The organism is Scytonema millei VB511283, assembly GCF_000817735.3.
GTDB lineage: Bacteria > Cyanobacteriota > Cyanobacteriia > Cyanobacteriales > Chroococcidiopsidaceae > Chroococcidiopsis > Chroococcidiopsis millei_B.
This window is the reverse complement of sequence record NZ_JTJC03000002.1, coordinates 94,275-118,588: the sequence shown is the minus strand read 5'-3', so window position 1 is coordinate 118,588 and position 24,314 is coordinate 94,275. Positions and strand designations below refer to the sequence as shown.

The window sequence follows — 24,314 nt, the reverse complement described above, 5'->3', positions numbered from 1 at the left end:
GTTAACAGTTATCAGTGAAGAATGGGGTGTGGGGTGTAGGGTGTAGGGTGTAGGGTTGAATTCTGACTTGTGACTTGTGACTTGGTAACTGTTGCCCTGCTTTCTGCTGTACGATCGCCACTACTCCTTGGCTCAGCTAGTAAGAGCGTATTTTTTATAGGTTTTTTTTCTAACGTTAAATGAAGTTTTACAAAGCTTGCCTAAGTGTGGCATAATCCACTCTCAAGTTCGCTCATGTCGATCTTGCATACTTATACTGAATATCTAGTAAATTCCATATCTGGCAACAAAACATAAAATGGTGAAGTCTAGAAAACAGCAAGAAATTGCCTATATTTCCACACAGAAATCTACACGTATGTCTAAAGCAATTACCAAGCCAGTTGCAGGTTTAACGCTTTTTGCTCTAGTGGCGATGGCTTGCCCAGCGCCAATAAAAGCGCAAGAAACAACCAGTCCCACTCGCCCAGCACCTGCTCGTCCGTCTTTACCGACAACCAAGCCCGTACCTCAACCAAATGTAGCACCTAGTAATAATACGGCTCCAACCACTACTCCAGTAGCGCCAAGCAACAATACGGCTCCAACCACTAGCCCGGTAGCGCCAGGAAATAACGCAGCTCCACTCCCCAACGTGGCTCCAGCAAACGCTCCGGCGACAGCTCCAGCAGCCAACCAACCCGTCCAAACACCAGTAGATTATGCTCTTGGGGGTGGCGATCGCATCCGCATTAACGTGTTTGAAGTGCCGGAATATACCGGAGATTATCAGATTCCCCCTGGTGGTCAGTTGTTCTTGCCTCTAGTTGGACCTGTAGACATTTTGGGGCTAACCCAGGCAGAAGCAGCAGATGCGATCGCGGCAAAATACTCTCGCTACTTAAAACGTCCTCTAGTCACAGTAAGTCTAATTTCCCCACGCCCAATTAACGTTGTGATTGCGGGTGAAGTTGTCCGTCCTGGCTCGTACACCGTGGGTTTGCAAGGTGGTGCAGGCGATAATCCAGGGGTACAGTATCCTACGATTGTTGGCGCGTTGACTTTAGCAGAAGGAGTCACCCTCGCAGCCGATTTGAGGCAAGTGCAGCTCAAGCGCAAGCAGGGACTCGGACCAGAGCGAATTATTAATCTGGATCTGATGGAACTGGTGAGAAAAGGTACTTTGCCACAAGACATCACTTTACGGGATGGCGATACCGTCTTCGTACCTACGGCGACTGAAGTGAATATGGCAGATATTCGTGCCTTTTCTAATGCTAGCTTTGCTATGGCTTCCAACCGTCCCCGTACCGTCACAGTTGTAGGTGAAGTTAACCGTCCTGGTTCTTACGTAATTATTGGGGGTGGAACTGCGGCTGCGGCTGCAACTACCCCAGGTAACACCCAAGGAGGTGGAGGCGGAGCGATTGACGGTGGCGGCGGTGCTGGTGGCGGTTTGCCCACAGTATCGCGGGCGATTCAGCTGGCTGGCGGAATTACAAGTGCGGCTGACGTGCGAAACATTCAAATCCGTCGTCCGACCAGAAATGGCGGCGAACAAAAGATGACCGTGAGTTTCTGGAAATTGCTACAAGGAGATCCCAACCAAGACACGATCGTTCAAGAAGGTGACACTGTTGTCGTTTCAACGGCAACAAATATCAGCCCAGCAGATGCTACTGCCTTAGCAGATGCCAGTTTTTCTCCAGCGACAATTCAAGTTAGCGTTGTGGGAGAAGTCAAAACACCAGGACTCGTCAACTTGCAGCCTAATACACCGCTTAACCAAGCGCTGTTAACAGCAGGAGGATTTGATAACGCCCGTGCTAGAAGGGGTTCGGCAGATTTAATTCGTCTCAATCCTGACGGTACGGTCACGAGTCGCCGAGTCAAGCTTGATTTTTCTAAAGGAATCAACGACGAAAATAACCCAACTATGCGTGACAACGATATTATCGTCGTCAGACGTAATAGTGCGGCGGGGGTTGGTGACGCAATTGGCGCTGTATTTGGTCCCGTCTTAAGTCCGGTGCTAGGAATCGTGAATATATTGAGATAACGTTTTGAGATAACGTTTAGTTCGATCGCGGGTAGGGTGCGCTGACATCGCACCCTATTTGTTTTGGTAGTAGCAATATTTACCCAACAACGCTAAACATAATGAATGGCTAGAGCTATTAACAGTAAGATGAAATAAGTAAAAATTGAATCTAATTTGAATTTCATTGACTTCCCGCTCCCTACTCCCTAAATTTCAGTCATGCAGATTAGCGATCGCCCCTCAATTAACGAACTCACATTTGCCGCACGGACTGCTTCTGTCCGCCGGACTACAGGCGAAACCGATGTCCAAGTCACGCTGAATTTAGATGGAACGGGTAAATGCACTGCGGCGACGGGAATCCCATTTTTAGACCACATGCTGCATCAAATAGCTTCCCACGGACTATTCGATTTGGAAGTCAAGGCGACAGGCGATATTGAAATTGACGACCACCACACGAATGAAGATGTAGGAATTACCCTGGGACAAGCTTTTCACCAAGCTTTAGGCGATCGCAAGGGTATCATCCGCTTTGGGCATTTTCTCGCCCCCCTGGATGAGGCATTAATTCAGGTTGCTTTAGATTTTTCCGGTCGTCCCCATCTCAGTTATGGACTGCAAATTCCCACCCAACGAGTCGGAACCTACGATACTCAACTGGTGCGGGAATTCTTTGTAGCGCTGGTTAACCACAGTCAAATGACGCTGCATATTCGTCAACTCGATGGGATTAACTCTCACCATATTATTGAAGCAACTTTTAAAGCTTTGGCGCGATCGCTCCGCATGGCTGTAGAAATCGATCCGCGTCGAGCTGGTAATATCCCTAGTTCCAAGGGCGTGTTGTAATTATTGTAGAGACGTTACGTGTAACGTCTCTACAAATTTCTAATTATTCCGAATCGCGTAAAGTTGTTCTGGGGCAGAAAATCCAGCTTCGCCAAAGCTGTCGCGGATCAGGCGGTTGGTATCAAAATAAACCTGCCAGTAGTCGGCATTGTTGCAGTAAGGACGTACCGCTAACACGGGACCCGCTAAATTAAATTCTAAGATTTCTACATCTGGGGCAGGATTAGAGAGGACGTTGGGAATTCGACTCAGCCGTTCTTTTAACATGGCGATCGCGGCATTATGATCTGTGTTGTGGTTGAGTTGAGCCACTAGATCGACGCGACGATAAGTATTTGCCGAAAAGTTTTGAATATTGTCGGAAAAGATTTTGTTGTTGCCTACAACCGTGTGTACGTTGTCTAGAGTGTTGATTGTAGTGGCAAACAAGCCAATTTCCTGCACGGTTCCCGTCACGCCGCCAGCAGCAATAAAGTCACCTACCTTGAAGGGTCGCAGAATCATGAGAAACGCGCCTGCGGCAAAATTCGCTAACAGTCCGCTCCAAGCTGCACCAATCGCCACACCAGCCGCCGCTAGTAAAGCCGCAAAAGAGGTGGTTTCAATGCCAAAAAAGCCCAGAATTGCCACGACTAAAATAATATTTAGCGTGACTTTAACCGTAGCTACTAGATAGCTCAAAATTGTTTTATCAACTTTTTGGTGCTTGAGGCTGCGGGATAAAAGGCTAGCCGCAACGTTAATCAACCATCGACCAACAATCCAGAAAACAATTGCACCAATGAGCTTCAACCCTACTTGAGTTAGTGTTTGCGAAGCTGTCTGCACAATCTGCGTTATGTCCATAATTTTTTTAAGAAAAAGTTTTTTGATGACTATCCAAACAGACTGAAGTTTGCGTCTTGGCTAGATATTCCCATGTCATCTCTCTGCGGTTATACTTATTCAGATTATTTTAAGGAATAGCAAATTATGCATTAAATTTTTGTCTAAAAATAAATTCATAGATGGCAACAATTTTATAATTCTTATTTCAAAAAAATAAAATATTGGTTATACAGCAATGCTTATGTCCGATTTGTGTCTATATTTGCGATACAAGAGGCGACTTTTACGTAGTTTTTCAAATACCGATATTTTACGTGTAAAAATAGCTACTTTTTACTTATTAAAAGATAAGTGTAGGGCAAGTACTACCTACCTTACTAGAAAGGCTTTTTTGTGTAGTCCCCGATCGCGCATCTAATGAAGGATACTGCAATCAGAAATTTTTCCATTCTGCCAATATGTTCGGATTTGTTTCCTAATTCAACTGATGTTCGTGTTTGAATAAAATTTCAGGTGAAGTCAAATTTTTGCAGCATCGTCAACCCATTCGGGACATGCAAAACTCGCTCACGATCAATTGTCACATTGCAATTGGTGACAACCTGAACTTACCATTAACTTGTCGCTCGGCAACTCTTCATTTCTGGGTCAGGTTTGTACCCTCTGAAATTTTGAATTTAATTTATAGTTGCTCCCCAGCTCAAGAGCAGCTCTCTTTCCCCGACTCCCTACTCCCTACTCCCTTTCAAAGTAGATATGATATAAAAGTCGATAAATCTTAAAGTTTATTTATTTTAATCAATGCTGATTTCCGCGTCTGGCTTGTCCAAGGTAAAAGACTCGTTAAAAGAAAAGATTTTCTTCGGTCAAGAACCCAGTACGGAGTTAATCGCAATCCTGACTGTCTACTTCGTTCAGGGAATTCTAGGCTTAGCCCGCCTTGCCGTCAGCTTTTTCTTCAAGGATGAACTGGGATTGAGTCCAGCCGAAGTCTCGTCCTTATTAGGCATTGTGGCACTTCCCTGGATTATCAAACCAGTATTTGGCTTTGTCTCTGATGGTTTACCCATTTTTGGCTATCGCCGCCGTCCTTACCTGATCTTATCAGGCATTTTAGGGGCTATTTCCTGGGTGAGTATGGCGACAGTCGTACATACGCCAATGGCAGCTGTAGGGGCGATCGCGCTAGGCTCTTTATCAGTTGCCGTCAGCGACGTGATTGTAGACTCTTTGGTGGTAGAACGAGCAAGAGTCGAATCTCAAGCTGATGCGGGTTCGCTGCAGTCTCTATGTTGGGGAACTTCAGCCTTTGGTGGTTTAATTACAGCTTATTTCAGCGGCTGGCTGCTAGAACATTTCAGCACCCGCACGGTATTTTTGATTACGGCAACTTTTCCCCTCATAGTTTCTTTCATTGCTTGGTTTATTACCGAAGTCCCAGTCAGCAAAACAGAGAACTCGCAAGCGTTTGCCAACTGGTCTAGTGTCAATACTCAAATTAAACAACTACGACAAGCGATCGCCCAAAGAACAATTTGGCTTCCTACTGCCTTTATTTTCCTCTGGCAAGCCACTCCCACGGCTGATGCAGCCTTCTTTTTCTTCACCACCAATGAATTAGGGTTTGAACCAGAATTTCTAGGTAGGGTGCGCTTGGTGACGAGTATCGCTTCCCTCGTTGGCGTGTGGATCTTTCAGCGCTTCCTCAAAGGTGTCTCCTTCCGCGTCATTTTTGGTTGGAGTACTTTATTTTCAGCAGTTTTGGGTATGAGTATGCTGCTCTTAGTTACCCATACCAATCGCAGTTTAGGAATTGACGATCGCTGGTTTAGTTTGGGCGATAGTCTTGTCCTCACGGTGATGGGACAAATTGCCTACATGCCTGTTTTGGTGTTGGCAGCAAGACTTTGCCCTCCAGGAGTAGAAGCAACCCTGTTTGCCTTGTTAATGTCTGTATCAAACCTTGCTTCCTTGGCTTCCTATCAAATGGGAGCAATTTTGATGCGGTGGTTTGGCATTTCTCAGAATAACTTCGATTTGCTCTGGCTTCTGGTAGTCATTACTAACTTATCAACACTTTTACCCCTGCCATTTTTAAGCTGGCTACCTGCTAAAGAAGAAATTACTGCTGCTAGCGGACAACCTGCGATCGCTCCAGATGCAACTGACAATAAGGAGATCGGGCAAACTTTGCTACCTAACTTGTCAGAGTTAGTACCATCTTCTTTGCGACAAGAACCAGTCGAAGAACCTGCCGAGTGACGGATGAAGAATGAATACTGCATGGTGAATTATGAAATTATAGTCATAATTCGTAATTTATCTTGACTCTTTAGCTTCGCTCCGAACAGAGATTTTAGGTAAACCCGCCCCTACGACTCCCGACTCCCTACTCCCTAACTATGCAACTTCACGAACGCGCCACCACAGTTCCCCCCAAGTCATACCAACGCCACGATTGGCAGCGAGGATATGAATCGCTCAAACAAGAATACGACTATTCAATTGATGAGGTCGAAGGGGAAATCCCTCCTGAACTGTGCGGGACACTATTCCGCAATGGTCCTGGCTTATTGGATATCAACGGACAACCAGTTCACCACCCCTTTGATGGCGATGGTATGATTAGCGCGATCGCATTTCGTGACGGTCGCGCCCACTTCCGCAATCGCTATATTCGTACAGAAGCGTATGTAGAAGAACAAAAAGCTGGAAAAATTCTGTATCGCGGTGTCTTTGGTACGCAAAAAGCTGGCGGTTGGTTGGCAAATGCCTTTGATTTCAAGCTAAAGAATATTGCCAATACTAATGTTATCTACTGGGGTGGCAAACTATTGGCACTGTGGGAAGCAGCCGAACCCCATCGCCTCGATCCTCACAATCTGGAAACCTTGGGAAAAGATTTTCTGGACGGCGCGATCGCAGAAGGCGATCCTTTTGCAGCACATCCTCGCCTCGATCCTAGTTGCGATATGGACGGCGGCGAACCTTGCTTGGTCAATTTCTCCCTCAAGGTTGGTTTATCAACTACAGTTACTATTTTTGAACTGAACCCCGCAGGGAAAGTTATTCGCCAGCACGCCCATAGTATTCCTGGGTTTGCCTTCATTCACGATTTCGCTATTACTCCTAACTACTGCATTCTTTTCCAAAACCCCGTTGCTTTTAACCCAATACCATTTACATTAGGGTTAAGAGGGGCAGCAGAGTGTATCAAGTTCCAACCTCACCAAAAAACGCGCATTGTCCTGATTCCGCGCCATCCTAAAGAAGCGGTTCAGATTTTGGAAACTCATGCTGGGTTTGTGTTTCACCACGCCAACGCTTTTGAACAAGATGGGGAAATTGTGGTTGATTCAATTTGCTACGAGTCTTTCCCCGAAGTAGAACCAGCCAGCGATTTCAAGCAAGTAGATTTTGATGCGCTCAAGCCTGGGCAATTGTGGCGCTTTCATCTCAACTTACAAGATAAAACAGTATCGCGAGAACTGATAGAGGAGAGATGTTGCGAATTTCCTAGCATCCACAAGGATAAAGTAGGTAGACCTTATCGCTATCTGTTTATGGGTGCGGCGCATGAATCGACCGGAAATGCACCTTTGCAAGCAATTCTCAAAATCGACTTAGAAACTGGAGAACGGCAACTTTGGAGTGCTGCGCCGCGTGGCTTTATCAGCGAACCGATTTTTGTCCCCCGTCCTGACTCGACGTTAGAAGATGATGGTTGGGTACTGAGTGTGGTTTATGATTCTACCCACCACCGTTCTGATGTGGTAATTTTGGATGGTCGGGATTTAAATAAAGGCGCGATCGCGACTTTACATCTCAAGCATCATATTCCCTACGGACTGCATGGTAACTTTGCCCCAGATTGCACGACCGCTAGTTAATCATGGACGAGCAGCAGTTAGATTTAGCTGAATATGTCGATCTCATGGCGCTGGTGTTGGATTTACCAATCCCAGCTGCTTATCGGTCGGGCGTGGTAGATAATTTTGCCAAGATAAAAGCGATCGCCCAGATCGTCCATGATTTTGCTATACCAGAAGATATTGAGGCAGCTACAGTGTTTGAACCCTAATCGAATGAGGTGTTTCTTTTGGTAGCAGATGATATTTGAATAAATAGCTACTGTAGAGTTATGGCATTCGAGCAGTATAAAAACTGCTAGTAAACTTTCCATGACAACTGCGTTACTCAATAATCGCTATCAAACAATTAAATTACTGGGAGCAGGCGGCTTTGGCGAAACTTTTCTGGCAGCAGATACATATTTGCCGTCTCGCCGTCCTTGCGTAGTTAAGCAACTCAAACCCGTAGCAAACGATTTGCAACTGTATCAAATCATTCAAGAGAGGTTCCAGCGTGAGGCTGCAACCTTGGAAGCTTTGAGTGCAGGTAGCGATCAAATTCCTAAGTTGTACGCCTACTTTAGCGAAAACGGACAGTTTTACCTGATTCAGGAGTGGATTGAGGGTGAAACTCTCACGAGAAAAGTTACATCTGAAGGGGTGCTGAGCGAAGCAACTGTCTGGAAAATCTTAGTGAGTCTACTTAAAGTTCTACATTACGTCCATAGTAAGGGAATTATTTATCGCGATATTAAGCCAGACAATATTATTTTGCGTCAGCCAGATTGCCAGCCAGTCATGATTGATTTTGGCGCGGTTAAGGAAACAATGGCAACGGCGATCGCGGCTCAAGGTAGATCGATTTATACAATGGTGCTGGGCACTCCTGGCTTCATGGCTCCAGAACAAGCCGTAGGGCGACCGATCTACGCCAGCGATATTTACAGTTTGGGCATGACAGCTATTTATCTTTTGACTGGTAAGTTACCGCAAGAGTTAGAGGTTGACCCGCATACCGAAAGAGCGATCTGGCAGCAATACGCGGCAAACGTGAGTCCTAGTTTAGCCGCCGTGCTGAATAAAGCAGTTGAGTATCAGCCACGCGATCGCTACTCAACTGCGATTAAAATGCTTAACGATTTGCAATCTGTAGATACTATATCCTCCTGCCAGGAAGTCGATCGAGATGCGATCGCTCCCACTCACCAGCAGACTTTAGAAACTCAAACTATACCCCCTCCTACAATTCGACAGAGTTCGGGCAAAAAGCAGAAATATCTGATTTTCGGTGGGCTGCTTATTGGTGGATTGCTCAGTACTGCTACAGTTTTTAGTTTCGTTCCCCAGCCAGCACCGCGATCGTCTGTGCTGCCAGCATCGCCGCCTACACCCGTAACAACGGATAGATCCCCCCAACCCCCCTTACAAAGGAGGGCGACAGACCAAAACTCTCCCGCTAGTCCCGTAGCTGCTCGATCCCCCCAACCCCCCTTACAAAGGAGGGCGACAGACCAAAACTCTCCACAATCCTCCTTACAAAGGGGGGGGGCGACAGACCGAAACTCTATACAACCCCCCTTATTAAGGGGGGCTAGAGGGGATCGAGATCGAGATATACCTGGATTTCCGATTGGTACTACTGAAAATGTAGTCAAAGCAGCATTAGGCAATCCTACAAAAACGAGTAGAGGTCTTTGGGTTAACACCCGTGCGGCAATTTACGATATCGAGCCAGAACGCATTACGCTCGGTTATTTATTCGATCGCACTTCTGGACGGTTGCGTCAAACTGAAGTCTCTTTTGCTCAATCAGTCGCGCCGGAAACTATGCAAACAACACTACAGCGAATGTTACGCGATCGAATCGCACCTGAAATTACCAAAGGATTGCAACAAGTTTATCAGCGCCGGACTAACAGATATTCTTTTCGTCAAGGTCAACTAAAAGGAGCGATCGAACGTAATAGCCGCGATCGCATTTACATCGGCATCTGGGATGCAAATTTACATGATTAAATTCATTACCCAAATATACCGAAATATACCGATAGGGGCAGGTTCACCTAGATCTTTGTCTAAAACAGAGATTGTTGGTGAACCCACCCCTACACAAGGCGACATTTCCTTTTATCAGTTTCAGCCTGATAACTGATAACTGATAACTGATAACTGATTACTTAACAGTCACCTTAGCGCCAGCAGCTTCTAGAGTCTTCTTCGCATCTTCTGCCGCTTCTTTAGCAATGCCTTCCTTCACTGGCTTGGGTGCAGATTCTACTAAGTCTTTAGCTTCTTTCAAGCCTAGACCTGTTAGTTCGCGCACTTGCTTCAGGATGGCAATCTTCTTATCAGCGGGGACTTCTTCTAGAATTACGTCGAATTCAGTCTTCTCTTCGACTTCCTCAGCAGGAGCAGCAGCGCCAGCACCAGGAGCCATCATCATCATGCCTCCAGCAGGAGCAGCAGCACTTACGCCAAAAGCTTCTTCGATTTGCTTGACTAACTCAGATGCTTCTAGCAAAGTTAAAGATTTGAGTTGTTCCAAAATTTGATCGGTTGCAGCAGACATGCAATTAACTCCTATGTAATCTAAATTTGTGCTTGTCTTTCTCGCTACTGATTAAGCAGCAGCATCTGTTTCGGTCGCAGCCGAGCCATCTTTATCGGCATACGCCTGAATACCACGCGCCAGCGAAGATGGAACTTCGTTGATCCCCACAGCAACTTTGGTTGCCAATGCATTGATAGCTCCAGCAATTTGAGCCATAAGCTGCTCTTTAGATGGCAAGTCTCCCAGTGCCTTAACATCTGCTTCTTTCAGCAGACGACCTTCCATTACGCCACCGCGCAATTCAGTTTTCTTGCTGGCTTTTTGGAAGTCCTGGTAAGCCTTGATTGCACCGCTGATATCTTCTTTTACCAGCAAAAATGCTGAAGAACCTTGGAGCAATTCTTCCATAGCTAGCCAGTTATCCTGACCGCTAATCGCGATGCCCATCAGCGTGTTTTTGGTGACTTTACAGACTGTTCCGGTTGGGCGCAATCGCCGCCGTAAATCTGTAATTTCAGCCACCGATAACCCTTGATAGTTAATCACAAGAGCGAGTTGGGACTCACTCAAAGTAGCTTTGAGATCCTCTACAATCTCTTTTTTGTTTTCTATGGTTCTACCCATTCATTTCACCTCCTAGCTAATTTCAGTTATCAGTTAACAGTTGTCAGTTATCAGGAAGTCGGGAATCGGGGGAAGAGAGCAGAGGAAGCTGAGGAGCTGAGGAAGCAGAGGAGATTAAACGACTCTTGGTCACTGGTCACTGATAACTGGTTACTGTCTCTACCCCACCCAAAACAAAACCTCGACTCAAGAGCCGAGGTGACACGGTGTACGTCATGTTATTTCGACTTCACTATAACTAGTGTCATCAAAAACATTTTTGTACAAACCTCGGCAGGATATTAAGCTAATTAGCACCTGCTATCTTCGGCTTTTTTTATTCTCATTTAATTCCGAATTCCGAATTCCGAATTCCGAATTCTCTACGCTGCTTCTGCCATCTTGAGATCTCGCAAGCCGCTGATTTCAACTTCAATTGCGGGTCCCATCGTAGCAGACACAAAGATGGTTCGCCAGTAACGACCTTTTGCACCAGAGGGACGGTTACGATCGATAGTTTCTTGTAGCGCCTTCAAATTGACTAGCAAATCTTCGGCGGGGAAAGCTGCTTTCCCAAACATGACGTGAACGATTCCCGTACGATCGGCACGAAATTCTAGTTTACCAGCTTTGAACTCCGAGATCGCGCTGGCGATGTCAAATGTTACTGTTCCCCCTTTCGGCGATGGCATCAAACCGCGTGGACCCAACAACTTACCCAATCTTGCCACTTGGGGCATAACATCAGGTGTAGCGATGAGTTTGTCAAAGTCCATTCTACCGTTTTGAATTTCGGTAATTAATTCCTCAGAGCCAACGATATCTGCTCCTGCATTGCTCGCTTCCGTGACCTTTTCACCTCTAGCAATCACGGCAACGCGAACTTCTTGACCCGTACCTTTGGGTAGTACGACTGTCGTTCTGAGCTGTTGGTCTGTATATTTCGGATCGATTCCCAACCGTATATGTGCTTCTGCAGCTTCGGGAAACTTAGCTGTAGCGGTTTCTTTTAATAATTGCAACGCTTCAATCGGCGCATAAGCCCGATCTTCTACTTTCTCTTGCAGCGATCGCAATCTTCTCGATACTTTCTTTGCCATTTTGCTCTCCTGGGGTCGTTGCGAAGCTTCCTGCCTCTCCCCCGATATAATTTTGGATTTTAGATTTTAGATTTTGGATTGAGGATGCTTCCAAAGCCTCTCACCCCTCATTCCTCGCTCCTCGCCCCTACTCGGTGACGTTTACGCCCATGTTTTTCGCCGTTCCTGCCACAATTTTCATCGCGGCATCGATATCGTTAGCGTTAAGGTCTGGTAGCTTCGTTTGGGCGATTTCTCGCAATTGAGCTGTTGAAATCGAACCAACTCGCTTTTTATTTGGCTCGTTAGACCCGCGCTCGATCCCTGCGGCTTTACGAATCAATACGGAAGCAGGGGGAGTTTTGAGGACAAAGGTAAAGCTTCTGTCTTCAAACACCGAAATTTCTACGGGAATGACCATTCCTGCTTGGTCGGCGGTTCTGGCGTTGTATTCTTTGCAGAACATCATAATATTCACGCCATGCTGACCTAGCGCTGGTCCGACTGGCGGTGCTGGGTTAGCTTTACCAGCATTCAACGCCAGCTTAATGACCGCAACTACTTTCTTTGCCATTTCTCTGTTCTAGCCTTGTTTCTGAACCTGATTGAACTCCAATTCTACGGGCGTGTCCCGTCCGAAAATTGAGAGCAAAGCTTTTAGCTTACTCCGTTCTGGACTGACTTCCACCACTTCGCCTTCAAAGTCTTTAAACGGACCAGTTAACACGATAATTCGATCTCCAGCTGCCAAATTGATTTTGACCACTGGCTCCTGTTCCTGAGCTTGCTTAAAGATTCTTTCTACTTCTGGGGGACTGAGGGGTAGGGGTTTAACGTGACCGCGACCGCGACCGCTACCACGCTTTTGTTCGGCTCCCACAAAGTTAATGACGTGAGAGGTATTTTTCACCACCTGCCACGTTTCATCATCCATCGCCATTTTGACTAGCACGTAACCAGGAAACACTTTTTCATCTGTTTCTTGCCTACTGCCATCTTTACGGATTTTGAAGGCTTTACTTTGCGGAATTTCTACTTGAAAAATGCGCTCGGATACGTCGAATGTCTGCGCCCGTCGCTCTAAGTCTGCTTTCACGCGCTTTTCACAGCCAGAGGCGACTTGTACGGCATACCAACGCGGCTTGCGATCTGCTGTGTCAGAGATCGCTGGTGTTGCCTCTTCTTCGCGGCGAGAGTCACCTGGCTCGTCTGTTGCAAAAGTCATCAGAATACCTTTCTTGCTGCCCAAGCAAACAACGCATCAATGAGGTAAATCATTGTGGCAGAGAGTGCCACCATTGATAGTACGGCTAAAGATTCGCTGATTAGCTGTTGGCGACTGGGCCAAACTACTTTATCAAGTTCCTCTTTAGTTCCCTTTAAAAAGTCGGTGACGCTAAATCCACTGCTTTGTTGGATCTCGGCTTCGTTTTTCTTGCTCACGGTTGCTTTACACCTCAATTGATAATAGAAGCGATCGCGGTTTAACCCTCACTGCTTGACTGTTTTGTTCAGACTGAGCAGTTCGTTCGAGTCCAGCCGATCTAACTTATAAATATTTAAGCTCTGGGTCGTCACCAACTAATTTTACCCAAAAGCTTCTACTTTTGCTGCCGATAGCTAGCATTCGATCGCGCTTTTGGGTAAGGGATTTGCCTGATTGAGAGCGCGCCCTGGAGGACTTGAACCCCCGACATCCGGTTTTGGAGACCGACGTTCTACCAACTGAACTAAGAGCGCACAAATTTGGCTGGATTCTAGTCTAACGCAATTTGGCGACCTGAAGCGCGATCTTCGCGATTGCCATTGGGTAATTTTTCTTGTGTGACTTGCAACAGTCACCCAATTGCAATTACAGGGCGCGATCGAACCGTTGCTTGATCCGAGTTGCCTTCCCTACGCGATCGCGTAGGTAGTACAGCTTAGCACGTCGTACCTTACCGCGTCGCATCACTTTAACGCTATCAATTCGAGGCGAATGCAGTAGAAAGACTCGCTCTACACCTACACCCTGAAATACGCGGCGCACGGTGATCGTTTTGTTAATGCCGCTGTTACGCATGGCAATAACTACGCCTTCATAAGGCTGAGTACGTTCTTTGCCACCTTCTTGAATAATTACCCCGACTTTTACCGTGTCACCGATATATATCTCAGGTAAATTCGACTTCAACTGCTCCGCTTCAATCGAGCGGATAATTTCTTGCGCGTTCATCTTTATTAAAAAACTCACAATCGTTAATCATAGCTCAATGTTTATCGATCGGTCTAGGGGGTGTCAGTTATCAGTTATCAGTTATCAGTGAGGAAAGGGTGTGGAGAGAATTCGGAATTAATTGTGACTGCGAAAGAGCGGCTTGTCCTCTAACTGTGTCAACAATTACAACCACTCAACCGCCTTCTTGTTAAGCTCGGGTGCAAAGTCACTCTGGAGAGTTAATTCATCTACTAGATGTCAAACTTGAGAATCTTGACTTAATATATAGTCAATCGTTAAAAATATTAACAAGCTCTTGCTTTCTGGAACATCCCCAAGTAAAGGGGTATGATGCGCAAGATGAATACATAGTATGTGAGGACTTGCTAACCGTGACATCACAATTAAGATTGGCTCAAGTTGATGAAGCATCGGCATCCCAGAAAGTTGCTGAGTTCTTTCGCAAGTCGGCAGGTGAATGGCGATCGCAACGACGCTACTATACGTTACCTGATGGCGAAACTAAGGAAATGGTCAGCTACATTACCATCAGGTTTTTAGAGCCGGGATGCGATGAGTTAAGAAAATTAGCGCAGTTACATCAATTGAGCGATCCAGATATCTTAACTTGTGGTGCGGAAGTCAGTTGGGAAAGTCGGGATTCGGTGTCACAGAAGAAGCAGTCAAAAGGCGCAACAATGTTTGGGGTTGCAGGTTCTACTTTATATCGCGATCGCGGTTTTGCCACGACTAAGCCTGTAACAGCTGAATATTATTTTCTAGAACCGGAAACTATGTGTCTGCGAACTGAGTATAATGGCTCAGTCTTTGAGGAACAGTTAAAACTGATTGGCGATAAGTATCGCACGCGCCAGACAATTATTTCCCGCGCCGGGGAGCAACAGATGATCGGTCAATATTTGGAAAAACGGGTAGAATAGCGTTTCTACCATAGGATTGTTGTAGGGGCGCACAGCTGTGCGCCCCTACATGTTAATGCGCCCCTAGACGTTAATGCGCTGCTGCGATCGCATTGACAACAAATCAAATTGATATTCGCGATAAAAATTCGTTATTATCAGAGATTTATTCAAATTTCGTTACATTTTGGCATTACAATGATGTTCGCTGTTTAAAACTAAAAAACTCTGTGCCATTTGAGCTTGTTAGTAGTGTAGAAAATCTGGGAAGCAAGGAAACTAGCCAAGATCGGGCAAGCCTTCCCTTCACGCTGGCAGAACTGAAAGCTGCAATCCCCGTTGAGTGCTTTCAACCATCTACTTGGCGATCGCTTGCTTACTTCTTTTTAGATATCGGTATTATCAGTCTTCTCTACGTAGTGGCTGGTGCGATTGACTCCTGGTGGTTCTTTCCCATTTTTTGGGTGATGCAAGGAACCATGTTTTGGGCTTTATTTGTGGTTGGACATGATTGCGGACATCGTTCGTTTTCTAAGTATAAGTGGTTGAATAACTTCGTCGGGCATTTGGCACACACGCCAATTCTCGTCCCTTTCCACGGTTGGCGGATCAGTCACAGAACCCATCACAATAACACTGGCAATATCGATACAGATGAAAGCTGGTATCCAGTGACGGAAACCACATATCGACAGATGGCTTGGTATGAAAAGCTACTACGCTTTCAACTAATCTTGTTCTTGTATCCACTCTATTTATTTAAGCGATCGCCTGGAAAACAGGGTTCGCATTTCTTACCTAGCAGCAATCTTTTTCGTCCTTCCGAAAAGTGGGATGTGATTACGAGTACGATCTGCTGCGGATTGATGATAGCTTTCTTGGGAGGGCTGACTTACCTTTATGGCTGGATATTTTTGCTGAAATATTACCTAGTACCATACGTCATTTTTGTGATGTGGTTGGACTTGGTAACATTCTTACATCACACAGAACCAGATATTCCCTGGTATCGGGGTGAGGAATGGTATTTCTTAAGAGGGGCTTTATCAACAATCGATCGCGATTACGGCTGGATTAACCCCATTCATCACGATATTGGAACTCATGTGGCACATCACATCTTTCTGAATATGCCACACTACCACCTGCGTACCGCTACGGAAGCAATTAAACCAATCTTGGGAGACTACTATCGCAAGTCTCAGGTTTCTATATTGCAGGCTTTGTGGCAATCCTATAAATCCTGCTATTTCGTGTCAGATACAGGCGGAGTTGTTTATTATCAGTCTCCGAAGGAATTGCAGCGCGATTAGTTAACGGTTGACGGTTAACAGTTAACCGTCAACCGTTAACACTCTAGTAATGATTCCCTGATTTACGATGATGGACGGCGGTGACACCATCGGGGTTGAGGACTTTTCCGTTATCGGCGATCGCGTAGACAATCCAGTGATCGCCAGCCTCCATCCGATTATTAACCGTACATTCGAGATATGCTAAAGCATCAGTGAGAATGGGACAGCCGTTTTCAGATGTTTCCGTAGCAACATTGGCAAATCTATCCTCGCCTGGGGCAAAGGATTTCATAAAGTGCTTGCGTAGTTGTCTTCCTTCTGTCAAAACATTTAAAACCAACTTATCGCCGCTATGCATCATTGACTCTATGGCGCGGTCTTTCGCAACGGCTACGGTGAGTCCAGGTGGATTGAATGTAGCTTGAGATACCCAAGAAGCTAGCATGGCACTGGAAATATCTCCGTGTTTGGTGGTAACGACGCAGAGAGAACCGACAATTCGTCCTACAGCTTGTTCCACATTACTAGCTGGTTGACGTGCGATTCTGACTTTTTTCGCCCGTTTGATACTATGGGCAAAATCCGTGCCTGTTTCTTCACATAGTTGCAAAGTGACATCAGTAGGTTTGAATTTGACGCGGATTGGTTCAAATCCAAATCGGTAGCCAGCATCTTTGAGTTTGCCTTCGATTAAATCTATTGCCTCTCCACTCCAACCAAAGGAACCAAAAACTCCAGCCATTCTGTTACTGCTAGCGGTAGAGAGAATGATACCCAAAGCAGTTTGAATTGGAGTCGGTGCGTGTCCGCCCAGGGTGGGGGAACCGATGACAATCCCAGCAGCTTTTTCTACAGATGTGCGGATCTCGTCAGGTTCGGCAAATTCGCAGTTGATCGATTCTACGGCGACTCCAGCTTTGGTAATCCCACGGGCGATCGCCTGTGCTAAGGTTGCAGTACTACCATAAGCCGAGGCATAGAGCAAGGCTACGGTTAGATCCTGAGAGGTTTGCTGTTTGCTCCACTGACGATATGCTTGGGTTAGTTCGATCAGCCCATAGCGAACGATGGGACCGTGACCCACACCATACATTCTCACGGGTAATTCTGAAAGTTTTTCCAGCGCTGTTTCTACTTGTCGTGCATGGGGAGCCATGACACAATCGAAATAATAGCGACGGTCTTCGTTGAAAATTTCCCAGCCTTCATCAAATACTTGTTCGCCGCATAGATGCGCCCCAAAAAGTTTGTCGGTGTAGAGAATTTCGGTTTGCGGATCGTAGGTACAAAGGTGGTCGGGGTAGCGAGGATTGGGAGTGGGGATAAATTGTAAAAGATGCCCTCCACCTAGATCTAAGGTTTCCTCACCCCGCATGACTAAAATTGATAATTCTCGATCTTCTAAGATGGTGCGTAAATTTTTCGCCCCAGGATTAGAACAGATAAAAGTAACTTGGGGGGCAAGTTCTAGTAAGGCTTTGAGAGTAGCGGCACGGTTGGGATTGACGTGTCCTAGAATGACGTAATCTAAGCTTTTGAGGTCGAAGCGTTGTTGTAAAGCTTCGAGATAGATTTGGCTAAAAGTTTCGCCTGGAGGGTCGATTAAGGCAGTTCTATCGGCTTGAATGAAATAGGAATTTGCCGTTGTACCCTTGGCAAGGGCGTATTCAATTTCAAAGCGCAGCCGCGCCCAACTGCGCGATCGCACTATAGTTGTATCGATCCCAATGGGTAGAACTTGAACGTCGCGGGGTTTGGTTTCTAGCATAGTTAGTTGGTTAATTTGAAGTTGAATAGTGAGGAAATAAAATTGCAGATCGTGATTCGATAAATGTATACGAGCTGATTTTTAAATTTGATTTTTTTGAGGTATTCTACCGGACTAACGCACTACCACCAAGCTTATCAATTAGCAATGAAACACCTATGGAAACTGACAGAAGAAGAATAAATCCCAAAGTTTTCATGACGAGAATTTCCAGTAAATTAAAAGTCGCGTCAGGAAACATTGTGACAAAAAAAGCATGGAAGATTGTTTGTGTCACTCCGTTAATACAATAAATCCCCAAGCTATATGTTGACAGTAGCTTAACGATTTTTCTGCCTGTTATAGATAGACTATCTTCTGTGACGGAGGCAAAACACAAAAAGCAAACAAATACGCTGAATATACAAGACAGCATCATGTAGTCATATGGCGCGATCGCTGGCTCAGTTAAAGAGCTCAAAAATATAGATTCTATAATTAAAAGCGTACTTGCTAGTAGTAACAAAATGACTTTGACAATTGTAGGAAGGCGCTGCGATATTTTAATAACTTTATACCAATGTTTGGACAATAAACTGCCTAATGCCATATAGCCAAACCAATAAATAAAGAAAGGACGATGGAGATTTTCCAAGATTTGCGGTAGCCAATTAGCAAATGCTCCCGATAAGGTTAGATATACTCCTAAAAAAACTAGACATTGTAAGATTAATGTTGCAGCAATAAAACGGTGACGATTCAACCAGGGGTAAAGCCAAACAAAGCAAGGTATGAGTTGTAGCAGAATGAGTAGATAATAAGACCCTGGGTAAATTGTGCCTTGGAACAGAGATAATAAAAGCTCCTCTTTGGTTCTATACCAAATAAATTTCCTGATAAGTAGCGCTACACCAAACCAAAAGATAGTAGGAATAAGTAGACGCAACAAACGTTTTTTCAAGAGAAAGTAGTTAGACTGACCGAAATTTTTGTCTATGCCTCGTTGTAACAAAAAGAAAGAGATAGTCAGGAAAACAGGCACGCAGAATTTCAAGGGTGCAAACAGAATATCTAAAGCCGATCCTACTGATGCGTATGCCGATGGATGAACGAAAATAGCATGAAAAGAAACGACTGCTAAAATACTTAATGCTTTGAGTACATCAAGTGGAAATACTCTGGTTGCTGTCGATTGAGTATAAGTTTGCAATTTCTCTATCTCTCGCTAACTGCTCCGAAGTATATTAGGACAGTTAGTTATGAATTACCAGTTATTAGTGGCTGGTGGCTAGTGACTAGAAAAAAGTCTAGCCACTAGCCACTCCCTAATAAGAATTTCCTAATTTTCGGTGGTGGACGGCGGTGATAGATTCGGGTTTGGAGACGCGACCTGCATAGACGGTGCAGTAGACGATCCAGTGGTCGTTGCACTCCATACGACTAGCAACTTCGCATTCCATATAAGCAAGGGCATCGGTCAGGATGGGAGAACCATTCGTTGCCATTTGGGTTTTGACTCCGGCAAAGCGGTCAGCACCAGGTGGGAAGCGCTTGAGGAAGTGCTTCATCAAGACTTGGTAGTTGCCTTCTTCGAGGACATTTAACACGAAGCGATCGCCAACTTGCATTAAAGACTCAATCGCGCGGTCTTTAGCAACAGCAATTGTAACTCCTAAAGGTTGGAAGCTAGCCTGGGCAACCCAAGAAGCTAACATCGCCCCAGATAGTTCGCCTTTTTGGGTAGTGATGATGTAAAGTCCGCTGCTGATTCTTCCCAGGGCTTTTTCTAAGTCGGCGGCGAAGGCTTTTAACTGTTTAATACTGCGATCGCGAGTTAGTAACTGCCCCAAGTCCGTTCCCGATTCTTCGCACTGCTGGTACGTATTCTCTGTCGGGGTATCTTGAATCCGAATGATACCAAAAGCCGGAGTCAAGCCCAAGTTACGAAACTTATTTTGCAGTGGATAAATCGGTTCGTCATCGCCACCCCCAGATTCAAATAGACCGAAGACTTGCTTGGCTTTGACAGCTGCCAAAATCGAACTGAGAGTATCGTGGGCGGGATCGCTGAGGCTGCTGGGGGGCATCCCAATGATAACTCCGGCGCTGCGACCGACAATTTCTTGCACTTCTTGCTGGTCGGTAGTCCGCATATCCACCATTTCAACAGCAACACCCGTTTTATCTATCCCGTGGGAGATAAAAGCAGCTAGGCGATCGCTGTAGCCGTAGTCTGGAGTATAAAACAGGGCGACGGTAGTTTCTGTCTTAGCTTGATTTTGACTCCACTTGCGGTAACGTCCGGTGAGTTCGGCGACATTGTGAGAGAGTAAGGGACCGTGACCAGTACCAACGACCGCGATCTTTCCTAATTCACCCATCCGCTTCATCGCAGAGATCACGGAACGAGCATTGGGAGCCATCAAGCACTCGTAGTAGTATTGAAAATCGGCTTCGATCGCGCTTAAATCTTCATCAAATAGGCGCTCGTCGCAGTAATGTAAGCCAAAAGCATCGCAGGTGTAGAGAATTTGAGTAGCGCGATCGTAGGTGAACATAGTATCGGGCCAATGCAAATTAGGCGCGCTGACAAATTCCAGTTCGTGTCCGTTGCCTAAATCGAGGCGATCGCCATTTTTAACAATTTGACGTTGGAATGGTTGGTGTACCATGTCCTCAAGAAACTGCAAGGCAACCTTAGAACCGACAACCGTGGCGTTAGGTGCGAGTTGCAGCACGTCTTTGACTAAGCCGCTATGGTCTGGCTCGGTGTGGCTGATAATGATGTAATCTAGCTGTGAAAGGTCAATTAGACCTTTGAGGGTATCTAAATACAGCTGGCGAAATTTTTCGTGGGAAGCATCAACTAAGGCAGTCCGTTCGCCCCGAATGATGAATGAGTTGTACGTTGTACCGTTTTGTAAACCGTATTCAATGTCAAAGCGATCGCGATCCCAGTCGAGCGATCGAATCGCTGTAGTATTGGCAGCAATTTCACTTGTCTGGATGGTCAGGCGATTTTGCTTTCTATCGGCGAGTACTACCATTAGTCCTCTCCCCTAAATTTTTAAGTATTATTTCCTTATCTTCATTCTCTCACGTCTTTCTTGTAAAGCTTTATTAAATAAATTATCAGTGAGTTAAATAAGCTAAAAGTAAGTCGTAAGTCGTAAGTCGGAATTAACTGATGACCGAGATGAAAACTTGGTTGGGTTTGGAAATTGGCAATTCTCGGTTGCATTGGGGATGGTTTGCAGGTGAAAATCTGCAAATAACTTGGGATACTCCCCATCTCTCTAGATCGATTGAGCAACAGCTAGCTCAGTGTAAGACTTTTGCCGATCTCCCTCAAGAAATTCTGTCTCCTATTGACTCATTTATCTCTGGGGGGGCTGTGCGCTCCTATCTCTTACCTATATATATTGCTTCTGTTGTTCCTAGTCAGACAGTGCTGTGGCAAGCATACCCAGAAGCACACGTAATTTCGCTAGATAAAATCCCCCTTTTGGGAATTTACCCTACTCTGGGGATCGATCGCGCTTTAGCTGTGTTGGGAGCTGGAGAAACTTGCGGTTTTCCCATTTTAGTTATTGATGCAGGGACAGCATTAACTTTTACAGGTGCAGATGGCGATCGCTGTTTGGTTGGTGGGGCGATATTACCAGGATTAAGCTTACAATTGCAGTCTTTAGGACAAAAAACAGCTAATCTACCTTCAATCGCAGCTCCAGAAATTCTTTCTTTACCCGAACGCTGGGCGACGAATACCCCAGAAGCAATCCAAAGTGGAGTTATCTACACGCTAATTGCTAGCATTCGCGACTTTATCACGGCTTGGTGGGAAAAATTTCCCGATAGTCAGATTTGTTTTAAAGGAGGCGATGGTAAATTGCTCTTGGAATATCTGCGATCGCTCTATCCCGAACTCACTACCAAGATCGTTTACGAACCTAATTTAACTTTCTGGGGAATGCGATCGTCTTTGCAAAATTCTCAGTCGTCATGTTTGAGCTAAGCTTAAGTTGATGCCACTATTGACATCAATTTAGCCATCAAAAGAGACATGGAAAAGCAAACGGTACGTACCACCCTGACTCTACCTTCTGAACTTCTAGAAGCCGCCGATAGGATGGTCAGCGAAGGGAAAGCCAAGAATCGCAATGAGTTTGTAGCCCAAGCTTTGCGACACGAATTAGCAACACTACAAAGGGCAGAGATTGATGCAGCGTTAGTCCAGATGGCACAAGATCCAGACTATCAAGCAGAGGTGTTAAGAATGGAAGCTGAGTTTGCTTCTGCTAGCTGGGAAGCTCTAAATTTAGAGGATTCTCAGCTGTGAAACGGGGGGAAGTCTATGATGCTCGTCTCGAACCCGTTGAAGGATCTGAACAAGGAGGAACTCGCCCGATTATCATTGTCAGTCGAGATGCAATTAATGCCTACAGTCCAGTAATTTTAGCTGTTCCCTGCACCACTTATCAGTCAAATAAACGGGTTTATCCGACTCAAGTTTTAATTCGTGCATCAGATGGGGGATTGAGTAGAGATTCTATTGCTATGGCAGACCAGGTGCGCGTCTTATCTAAAGCTCGCCTTCTCCGCCTACGGGGAACGCTCTCCTATGAAGTAATGTCACAATTAGAGCGAGCATTATTAATTGCTTTAGATTTGCTGGGACAAAATTGAGACTAACAAGCGATTAGTTATGCCAGTAGGAGTTAGGGCAAGTAGGAGTTAGGGATTGTAGCTAATGGATCGCAATCGACAACTAGTTGAAGGCACTTGTGGACTATTTATTGGCTTAGTCACTCTAGATTTTGTTTATTTAGCTCCGTCTCCACCAACTAACAATCAAAAAATTGTTGCCTCCGATTATATTGTTGCAGCTGGTGGACCTGCTACTAATGCTGCCGTCACATTTAGTTATTTAGGCGATCGCGCTACTTTGTTGGGAACAGTAGGAAACCACCCGATTACCCAGCTAATTCAAGCAGATTTGGCAACTTATGGAGTGGCGATCGCAGATTTAGCACCCAGTCAAACTGAACCGCCGCCTGTCTCATCGATTATTGTCTCTCAAGAGACGGGGGAACGGGCAGTAGTTTCTATTAATGCTGTCAAAAACCAAGTTACACCTGAATTTATTCCAGAAAATATTTTAGAGGGGGTCGATATTATTTTAATCGATGGGCATCAAATGTTAGTAGGGGAGGCGATCGCACAACTTGCTAAAGCTAATAATATTCCTATTGTTGTTGATGGTGGGAGTTGGAAACCTGGTTTTGAAAAAGTTTTATATTTTGCAGACTATGCTATCTGTTCTGCTAACTTTCATCCTCCCAATTGTCACAATATTGAAGAAGTCATTTATTATCTTTCCCAAATGGGAATTCCTCATATTGCAATTACTCAAGGAGAAAAACCCATTCAGTTTTTAACTGAAGGTAAAATTAAATCTCTAGAAATTCCTCAAATTAAACCTGTAGATACTCTCGGTGCAGGGGATATTTTTCACGGTGCTTTTTGTCATTACATCCTTCAGTACACTTTTACTGAAGCGTTAGAAGCTGCGGCAAAAATTGCTGCTCGGGCTTGCCAGTCTTTTGGTTCTCGTCAATGGATGCAAACTAGAAGAGATTAACTATCAAGATTAGTTTCCTCTACCTGCTTTGCCTCGAAGTCAACTTTATTATATAAATCTTCTAGAGAGAGCTGAAAGAGAATGGAATGAAGGGCAATGACTTCATCTTCTATATCATGTTCTCGAATTTCCCAACGCTTTCTTCCCGTCTTCACATACTGCATGACATTAATTTTAGTTTGGTCAATTAATATGTATTCTTGGAAAGAGGGTATGGTTTTGTAATCCTCAAATTTTGTTTGGCGGTCGCGATTTTGGGTAGATTTTGATAAAATCCCGGCAATGACGATCGGGTTAGTCACTGTATCGGTACGATTATTGTAATATTCCGGCTTTCCGGCAATTACCATGACATCGGGATAGGTATAAATGTGCTTGTCGGGTATCCACAAACGCACGTCACCCATAAAAACTTCGTAGTCTTGCTGTCTGAAAGCAAAATTTAGTCCAGTACTAAGATTTAGTGCTAGCCGATTGTGATTTGTCGTTCCGCCTGCCATTGGAATAATTTCACCGTTTATATATTCACTCTTATATTCAGCCGCCTCCTCTAACTCTAAATATTCCTCTGGAGTGTAATAGCGCTGTTCTGTAATTTGCATAATTTTGTCAATCTCAAATTACAACTGGAAATCACAAATTCTACCGATAGTCTAACTTGGTAGGTTGTACAAAATATCGGAGGGCGGGTTTAGGAAGATCTCAGATTGCAGCAGAGATAGTTGGTAAA

General features: G+C 45.2%; 24 protein-coding genes, 1 tRNA gene and 1 other annotated feature. Of the genes, 12 read left to right on the top strand and 13 right to left on the bottom strand.

Annotated elements, in window-relative coordinates:
• Positions 1–298: 298 nt before the first annotated feature.
• Complete coding sequence (locus tag QH73_RS08185; RefSeq protein ID WP_039716809.1) at positions 299–2,038, top strand: SLBB domain-containing protein; 1,740 nt, start codon at positions 299–301, stop codon at positions 2,036–2,038.
• A 201-nt stretch (positions 2,039–2,239) separates the two neighbouring features.
• Positions 2,240–2,872 (top strand): imidazoleglycerol-phosphate dehydratase HisB, encoded by a 633-nt coding sequence (gene hisB, locus QH73_RS08180; protein WP_039716810.1) that lies wholly within the window; start codon positions 2,240–2,242, stop codon positions 2,870–2,872.
• A 39-nt stretch (positions 2,873–2,911) separates the two neighbouring features.
• Here the strand turns inward: hisB and QH73_RS08175 are convergent, their stop codons facing one another.
• On the bottom strand, positions 2,912–3,718 hold the full coding sequence (locus QH73_RS08175; RefSeq protein WP_039716811.1) for a mechanosensitive ion channel family protein: 807 nt from the start codon (positions 3,716–3,718) through the stop codon (positions 2,912–2,914).
• Positions 3,719–4,501: 783 nt separating this feature from the next.
• Between QH73_RS08175 and QH73_RS08170 the strand changes: the two genes are divergently transcribed.
• The 4 genes from QH73_RS08170 (at position 4,502) to QH73_RS08155 (ending at position 9,567) form a co-directional block, all read left to right on the top strand.
• Complete coding sequence (locus tag QH73_RS08170) at positions 4,502–5,962, top strand: folate/biopterin family MFS transporter (RefSeq protein WP_039716812.1); 1,461 nt, start codon at positions 4,502–4,504, stop codon at positions 5,960–5,962.
• 140 nt (positions 5,963–6,102) lie between these two features.
• The gene (locus QH73_RS08165; RefSeq protein ID WP_039716813.1) at positions 6,103–7,590 is read left to right on the top strand and encodes a carotenoid oxygenase family protein; all 1,488 of its coding nucleotides are present in this window, start codon (positions 6,103–6,105) and stop codon (positions 7,588–7,590) included.
• 2 nt (positions 7,591–7,592) lie between these two features.
• Positions 7,593–7,781, top strand: a complete 189-nt coding sequence (locus tag QH73_RS08160) for a DUF4089 domain-containing protein (RefSeq protein WP_039716814.1) — start codon at positions 7,593–7,595, stop codon at positions 7,779–7,781.
• Between the two features lie 100 nt (positions 7,782–7,881).
• Positions 7,882–9,567, top strand: coding sequence for a serine/threonine-protein kinase (locus QH73_RS08155; protein WP_039716815.1), 1,686 nt, complete (start codon positions 7,882–7,884; stop codon positions 9,565–9,567).
• A 157-nt stretch (positions 9,568–9,724) separates the two neighbouring features.
• On the opposite strand, the gene rplL is transcribed toward QH73_RS08155, so the two are convergent.
• The 8 genes from rplL to rplS form a co-directional block, all read right to left on the bottom strand.
• Positions 9,725–10,120: a 50S ribosomal protein L7/L12 gene (gene rplL, locus QH73_RS08150; protein WP_039716816.1), complete on the bottom strand. Its 396-nt coding sequence runs from the start codon at positions 10,118–10,120 to the stop codon at positions 9,725–9,727.
• Positions 10,121–10,171: 51 nt separating this feature from the next.
• A complete protein-coding gene (gene rplJ / locus QH73_RS08145) occupies positions 10,172–10,726 on the bottom strand; it encodes a 50S ribosomal protein L10 (protein WP_039716817.1) in 555 nt (184 codons plus the stop codon).
• Positions 10,727–10,890: 164 nt separating this feature from the next.
• Positions 10,891–11,054: a sequence feature (ribosomal protein L10 leader region), on the bottom strand.
• Positions 11,055–11,088: 34 nt separating this feature from the next.
• Positions 11,089–11,805, bottom strand: a complete 717-nt coding sequence (gene rplA / locus QH73_RS08140) for a 50S ribosomal protein L1 (RefSeq protein WP_039716818.1) — start codon at positions 11,803–11,805, stop codon at positions 11,089–11,091.
• 127 nt (positions 11,806–11,932) lie between these two features.
• The gene (gene rplK / locus QH73_RS08135) at positions 11,933–12,358 is read right to left on the bottom strand and encodes a 50S ribosomal protein L11 (RefSeq protein WP_015154770.1); all 426 of its coding nucleotides are present in this window, start codon (positions 12,356–12,358) and stop codon (positions 11,933–11,935) included.
• 9 nt (positions 12,359–12,367) lie between these two features.
• Positions 12,368–13,009, bottom strand: coding sequence for a transcription termination/antitermination protein NusG (gene nusG / locus QH73_RS08130; protein ID WP_039716819.1), 642 nt, complete (start codon positions 13,007–13,009; stop codon positions 12,368–12,370).
• Positions 13,009–13,227 carry a preprotein translocase subunit SecE gene (gene secE / locus QH73_RS08125; protein WP_015154772.1) on the bottom strand — a complete coding sequence of 73 codons (219 nt, stop codon included), beginning with the start codon at positions 13,225–13,227 and terminating at the stop codon, positions 13,009–13,011. The genes nusG and secE overlap by 1 nt, the downstream gene beginning before the upstream one ends.
• 224 nt (positions 13,228–13,451) lie before the next feature.
• Positions 13,452–13,524, bottom strand: a tRNA-Trp gene (locus QH73_RS08120).
• Positions 13,525–13,636: 112 nt separating this feature from the next.
• Positions 13,637–13,999 carry a 50S ribosomal protein L19 gene (gene rplS, locus QH73_RS08115; RefSeq protein WP_039716820.1) on the bottom strand — a complete coding sequence of 121 codons (363 nt, stop codon included), beginning with the start codon at positions 13,997–13,999 and terminating at the stop codon, positions 13,637–13,639.
• A 374-nt stretch (positions 14,000–14,373) separates the two neighbouring features.
• Here rplS and QH73_RS08110 point away from each other — a divergent pair, with 374 nt between their 5' ends.
• Together QH73_RS08110 and QH73_RS08105 are read left to right on the top strand one after the other, a co-directional pair.
• Positions 14,374–14,922, top strand: coding sequence for a phycobiliprotein lyase (locus QH73_RS08110; RefSeq protein ID WP_039716821.1), 549 nt, complete (start codon positions 14,374–14,376; stop codon positions 14,920–14,922).
• Positions 14,923–15,131: 209 nt separating this feature from the next.
• The gene (locus tag QH73_RS08105) at positions 15,132–16,214 is read left to right on the top strand and encodes a fatty acid desaturase (RefSeq protein WP_309476462.1); all 1,083 of its coding nucleotides are present in this window, start codon (positions 15,132–15,134) and stop codon (positions 16,212–16,214) included.
• Between the two features lie 43 nt (positions 16,215–16,257).
• Here the strand turns inward: QH73_RS08105 and QH73_RS08100 are convergent, their stop codons facing one another.
• The 3 genes from QH73_RS08100 to QH73_RS08090 all read right to left on the bottom strand — a co-directional run bounded on the left by QH73_RS08100 (position 16,258) and on the right by QH73_RS08090 (position 20,990).
• Positions 16,258–17,964 (bottom strand): diflavin flavoprotein, encoded by a 1,707-nt coding sequence (locus QH73_RS08100; RefSeq protein WP_039716822.1) that lies wholly within the window; start codon positions 17,962–17,964, stop codon positions 16,258–16,260.
• Between the two features lie 106 nt (positions 17,965–18,070).
• Positions 18,071–19,153 carry an acyltransferase family protein gene (locus tag QH73_RS08095; protein WP_165587641.1) on the bottom strand — a complete coding sequence of 361 codons (1,083 nt, stop codon included), beginning with the start codon at positions 19,151–19,153 and terminating at the stop codon, positions 18,071–18,073.
• 115 nt (positions 19,154–19,268) lie between these two features.
• Complete coding sequence (locus tag QH73_RS08090; RefSeq protein ID WP_039716824.1) at positions 19,269–20,990, bottom strand: diflavin flavoprotein; 1,722 nt, start codon at positions 20,988–20,990, stop codon at positions 19,269–19,271.
• A gap of 140 nt (positions 20,991–21,130) precedes the next feature.
• On the opposite strand from QH73_RS08090, the gene QH73_RS08085 reads away from it, so the two are divergent.
• The 4 genes from QH73_RS08085 (at position 21,131) to QH73_RS08070 (ending at position 23,584) form a co-directional block, all read left to right on the top strand.
• Positions 21,131–21,958 (top strand): pantothenate kinase, encoded by an 828-nt coding sequence (locus tag QH73_RS08085; protein ID WP_039716825.1) that lies wholly within the window; start codon positions 21,131–21,133, stop codon positions 21,956–21,958.
• A gap of 48 nt (positions 21,959–22,006) precedes the next feature.
• The gene (locus QH73_RS08080; protein ID WP_039716826.1) at positions 22,007–22,282 is read left to right on the top strand and encodes a ribbon-helix-helix domain-containing protein; all 276 of its coding nucleotides are present in this window, start codon (positions 22,007–22,009) and stop codon (positions 22,280–22,282) included.
• Positions 22,279–22,629: a type II toxin-antitoxin system PemK/MazF family toxin gene (locus tag QH73_RS08075; RefSeq protein WP_039716827.1), complete on the top strand. Its 351-nt coding sequence runs from the start codon at positions 22,279–22,281 to the stop codon at positions 22,627–22,629. Before QH73_RS08080 ends, QH73_RS08075 begins: the two co-directional genes overlap by 4 nt.
• A gap of 64 nt (positions 22,630–22,693) precedes the next feature.
• A complete protein-coding gene (locus QH73_RS08070; protein WP_039716828.1) occupies positions 22,694–23,584 on the top strand; it encodes a sugar kinase in 891 nt (296 codons plus the stop codon).
• Here QH73_RS08070 and QH73_RS08065 read toward each other — a convergent pair.
• Positions 23,581–24,186, bottom strand: a complete 606-nt coding sequence (locus tag QH73_RS08065; protein WP_039716829.1) for a Uma2 family endonuclease — start codon at positions 24,184–24,186, stop codon at positions 23,581–23,583. The two genes, QH73_RS08070 and QH73_RS08065, sit on opposite strands and share 4 nt — an antisense overlap.
• Positions 24,187–24,314 lie beyond the last annotated feature (128 nt).

Excerpts from the sequence above, each read along its gene's own strand:
- QH73_RS08185 (WP_039716809.1), top strand. The coding sequence starts at position 299 with ATGGTGAAGTCTAGAAAACAGCAAGAAATTGCCTATATTTCCACACAG.
- hisB (WP_039716810.1), top strand. The coding sequence starts at position 2,240 with ATGCAGATTAGCGATCGCCCCTCAATTAACGAACTCACATTTGCCGCA.
- QH73_RS08175 (WP_039716811.1), bottom strand. The coding sequence starts at position 3,718 with ATGGACATAACGCAGATTGTGCAGACAGCTTCGCAAACACTAACTCAA.
- QH73_RS08170 (WP_039716812.1), top strand. The coding sequence starts at position 4,502 with ATGCTGATTTCCGCGTCTGGCTTGTCCAAGGTAAAAGACTCGTTAAAA.
- QH73_RS08165 (WP_039716813.1), top strand. The coding sequence starts at position 6,103 with ATGCAACTTCACGAACGCGCCACCACAGTTCCCCCCAAGTCATACCAA.
- QH73_RS08160 (WP_039716814.1), top strand. The coding sequence starts at position 7,593 with ATGGACGAGCAGCAGTTAGATTTAGCTGAATATGTCGATCTCATGGCG.
- QH73_RS08155 (WP_039716815.1), top strand. The coding sequence starts at position 7,882 with ATGACAACTGCGTTACTCAATAATCGCTATCAAACAATTAAATTACTG.
- rplL (WP_039716816.1), bottom strand. The coding sequence starts at position 10,120 with ATGTCTGCTGCAACCGATCAAATTTTGGAACAACTCAAATCTTTAACT.
- rplJ (WP_039716817.1), bottom strand. The coding sequence starts at position 10,726 with ATGGGTAGAACCATAGAAAACAAAAAAGAGATTGTAGAGGATCTCAAA.
- rplA (WP_039716818.1), bottom strand. The coding sequence starts at position 11,805 with ATGGCAAAGAAAGTATCGAGAAGATTGCGATCGCTGCAAGAGAAAGTA.
- rplK (WP_015154770.1), bottom strand. The coding sequence starts at position 12,358 with ATGGCAAAGAAAGTAGTTGCGGTCATTAAGCTGGCGTTGAATGCTGGT.
- nusG (WP_039716819.1), bottom strand. The coding sequence starts at position 13,009 with ATGACTTTTGCAACAGACGAGCCAGGTGACTCTCGCCGCGAAGAAGAG.
- rplS (WP_039716820.1), bottom strand. The coding sequence starts at position 13,999 with ATGAACGCGCAAGAAATTATCCGCTCGATTGAAGCGGAGCAGTTGAAG.
- QH73_RS08100 (WP_039716822.1), bottom strand. The coding sequence starts at position 17,964 with ATGCTAGAAACCAAACCCCGCGACGTTCAAGTTCTACCCATTGGGATC.
- QH73_RS08090 (WP_039716824.1), bottom strand. The coding sequence starts at position 20,990 with ATGGTAGTACTCGCCGATAGAAAGCAAAATCGCCTGACCATCCAGACA.
- QH73_RS08085 (WP_039716825.1), top strand. The coding sequence starts at position 21,131 with ATGACCGAGATGAAAACTTGGTTGGGTTTGGAAATTGGCAATTCTCGG.
- QH73_RS08080 (WP_039716826.1), top strand. The coding sequence starts at position 22,007 with ATGGAAAAGCAAACGGTACGTACCACCCTGACTCTACCTTCTGAACTT.
- QH73_RS08070 (WP_039716828.1), top strand. The coding sequence starts at position 22,694 with ATGGATCGCAATCGACAACTAGTTGAAGGCACTTGTGGACTATTTATT.
- QH73_RS08065 (WP_039716829.1), bottom strand. The coding sequence starts at position 24,186 with ATGCAAATTACAGAACAGCGCTATTACACTCCAGAGGAATATTTAGAG.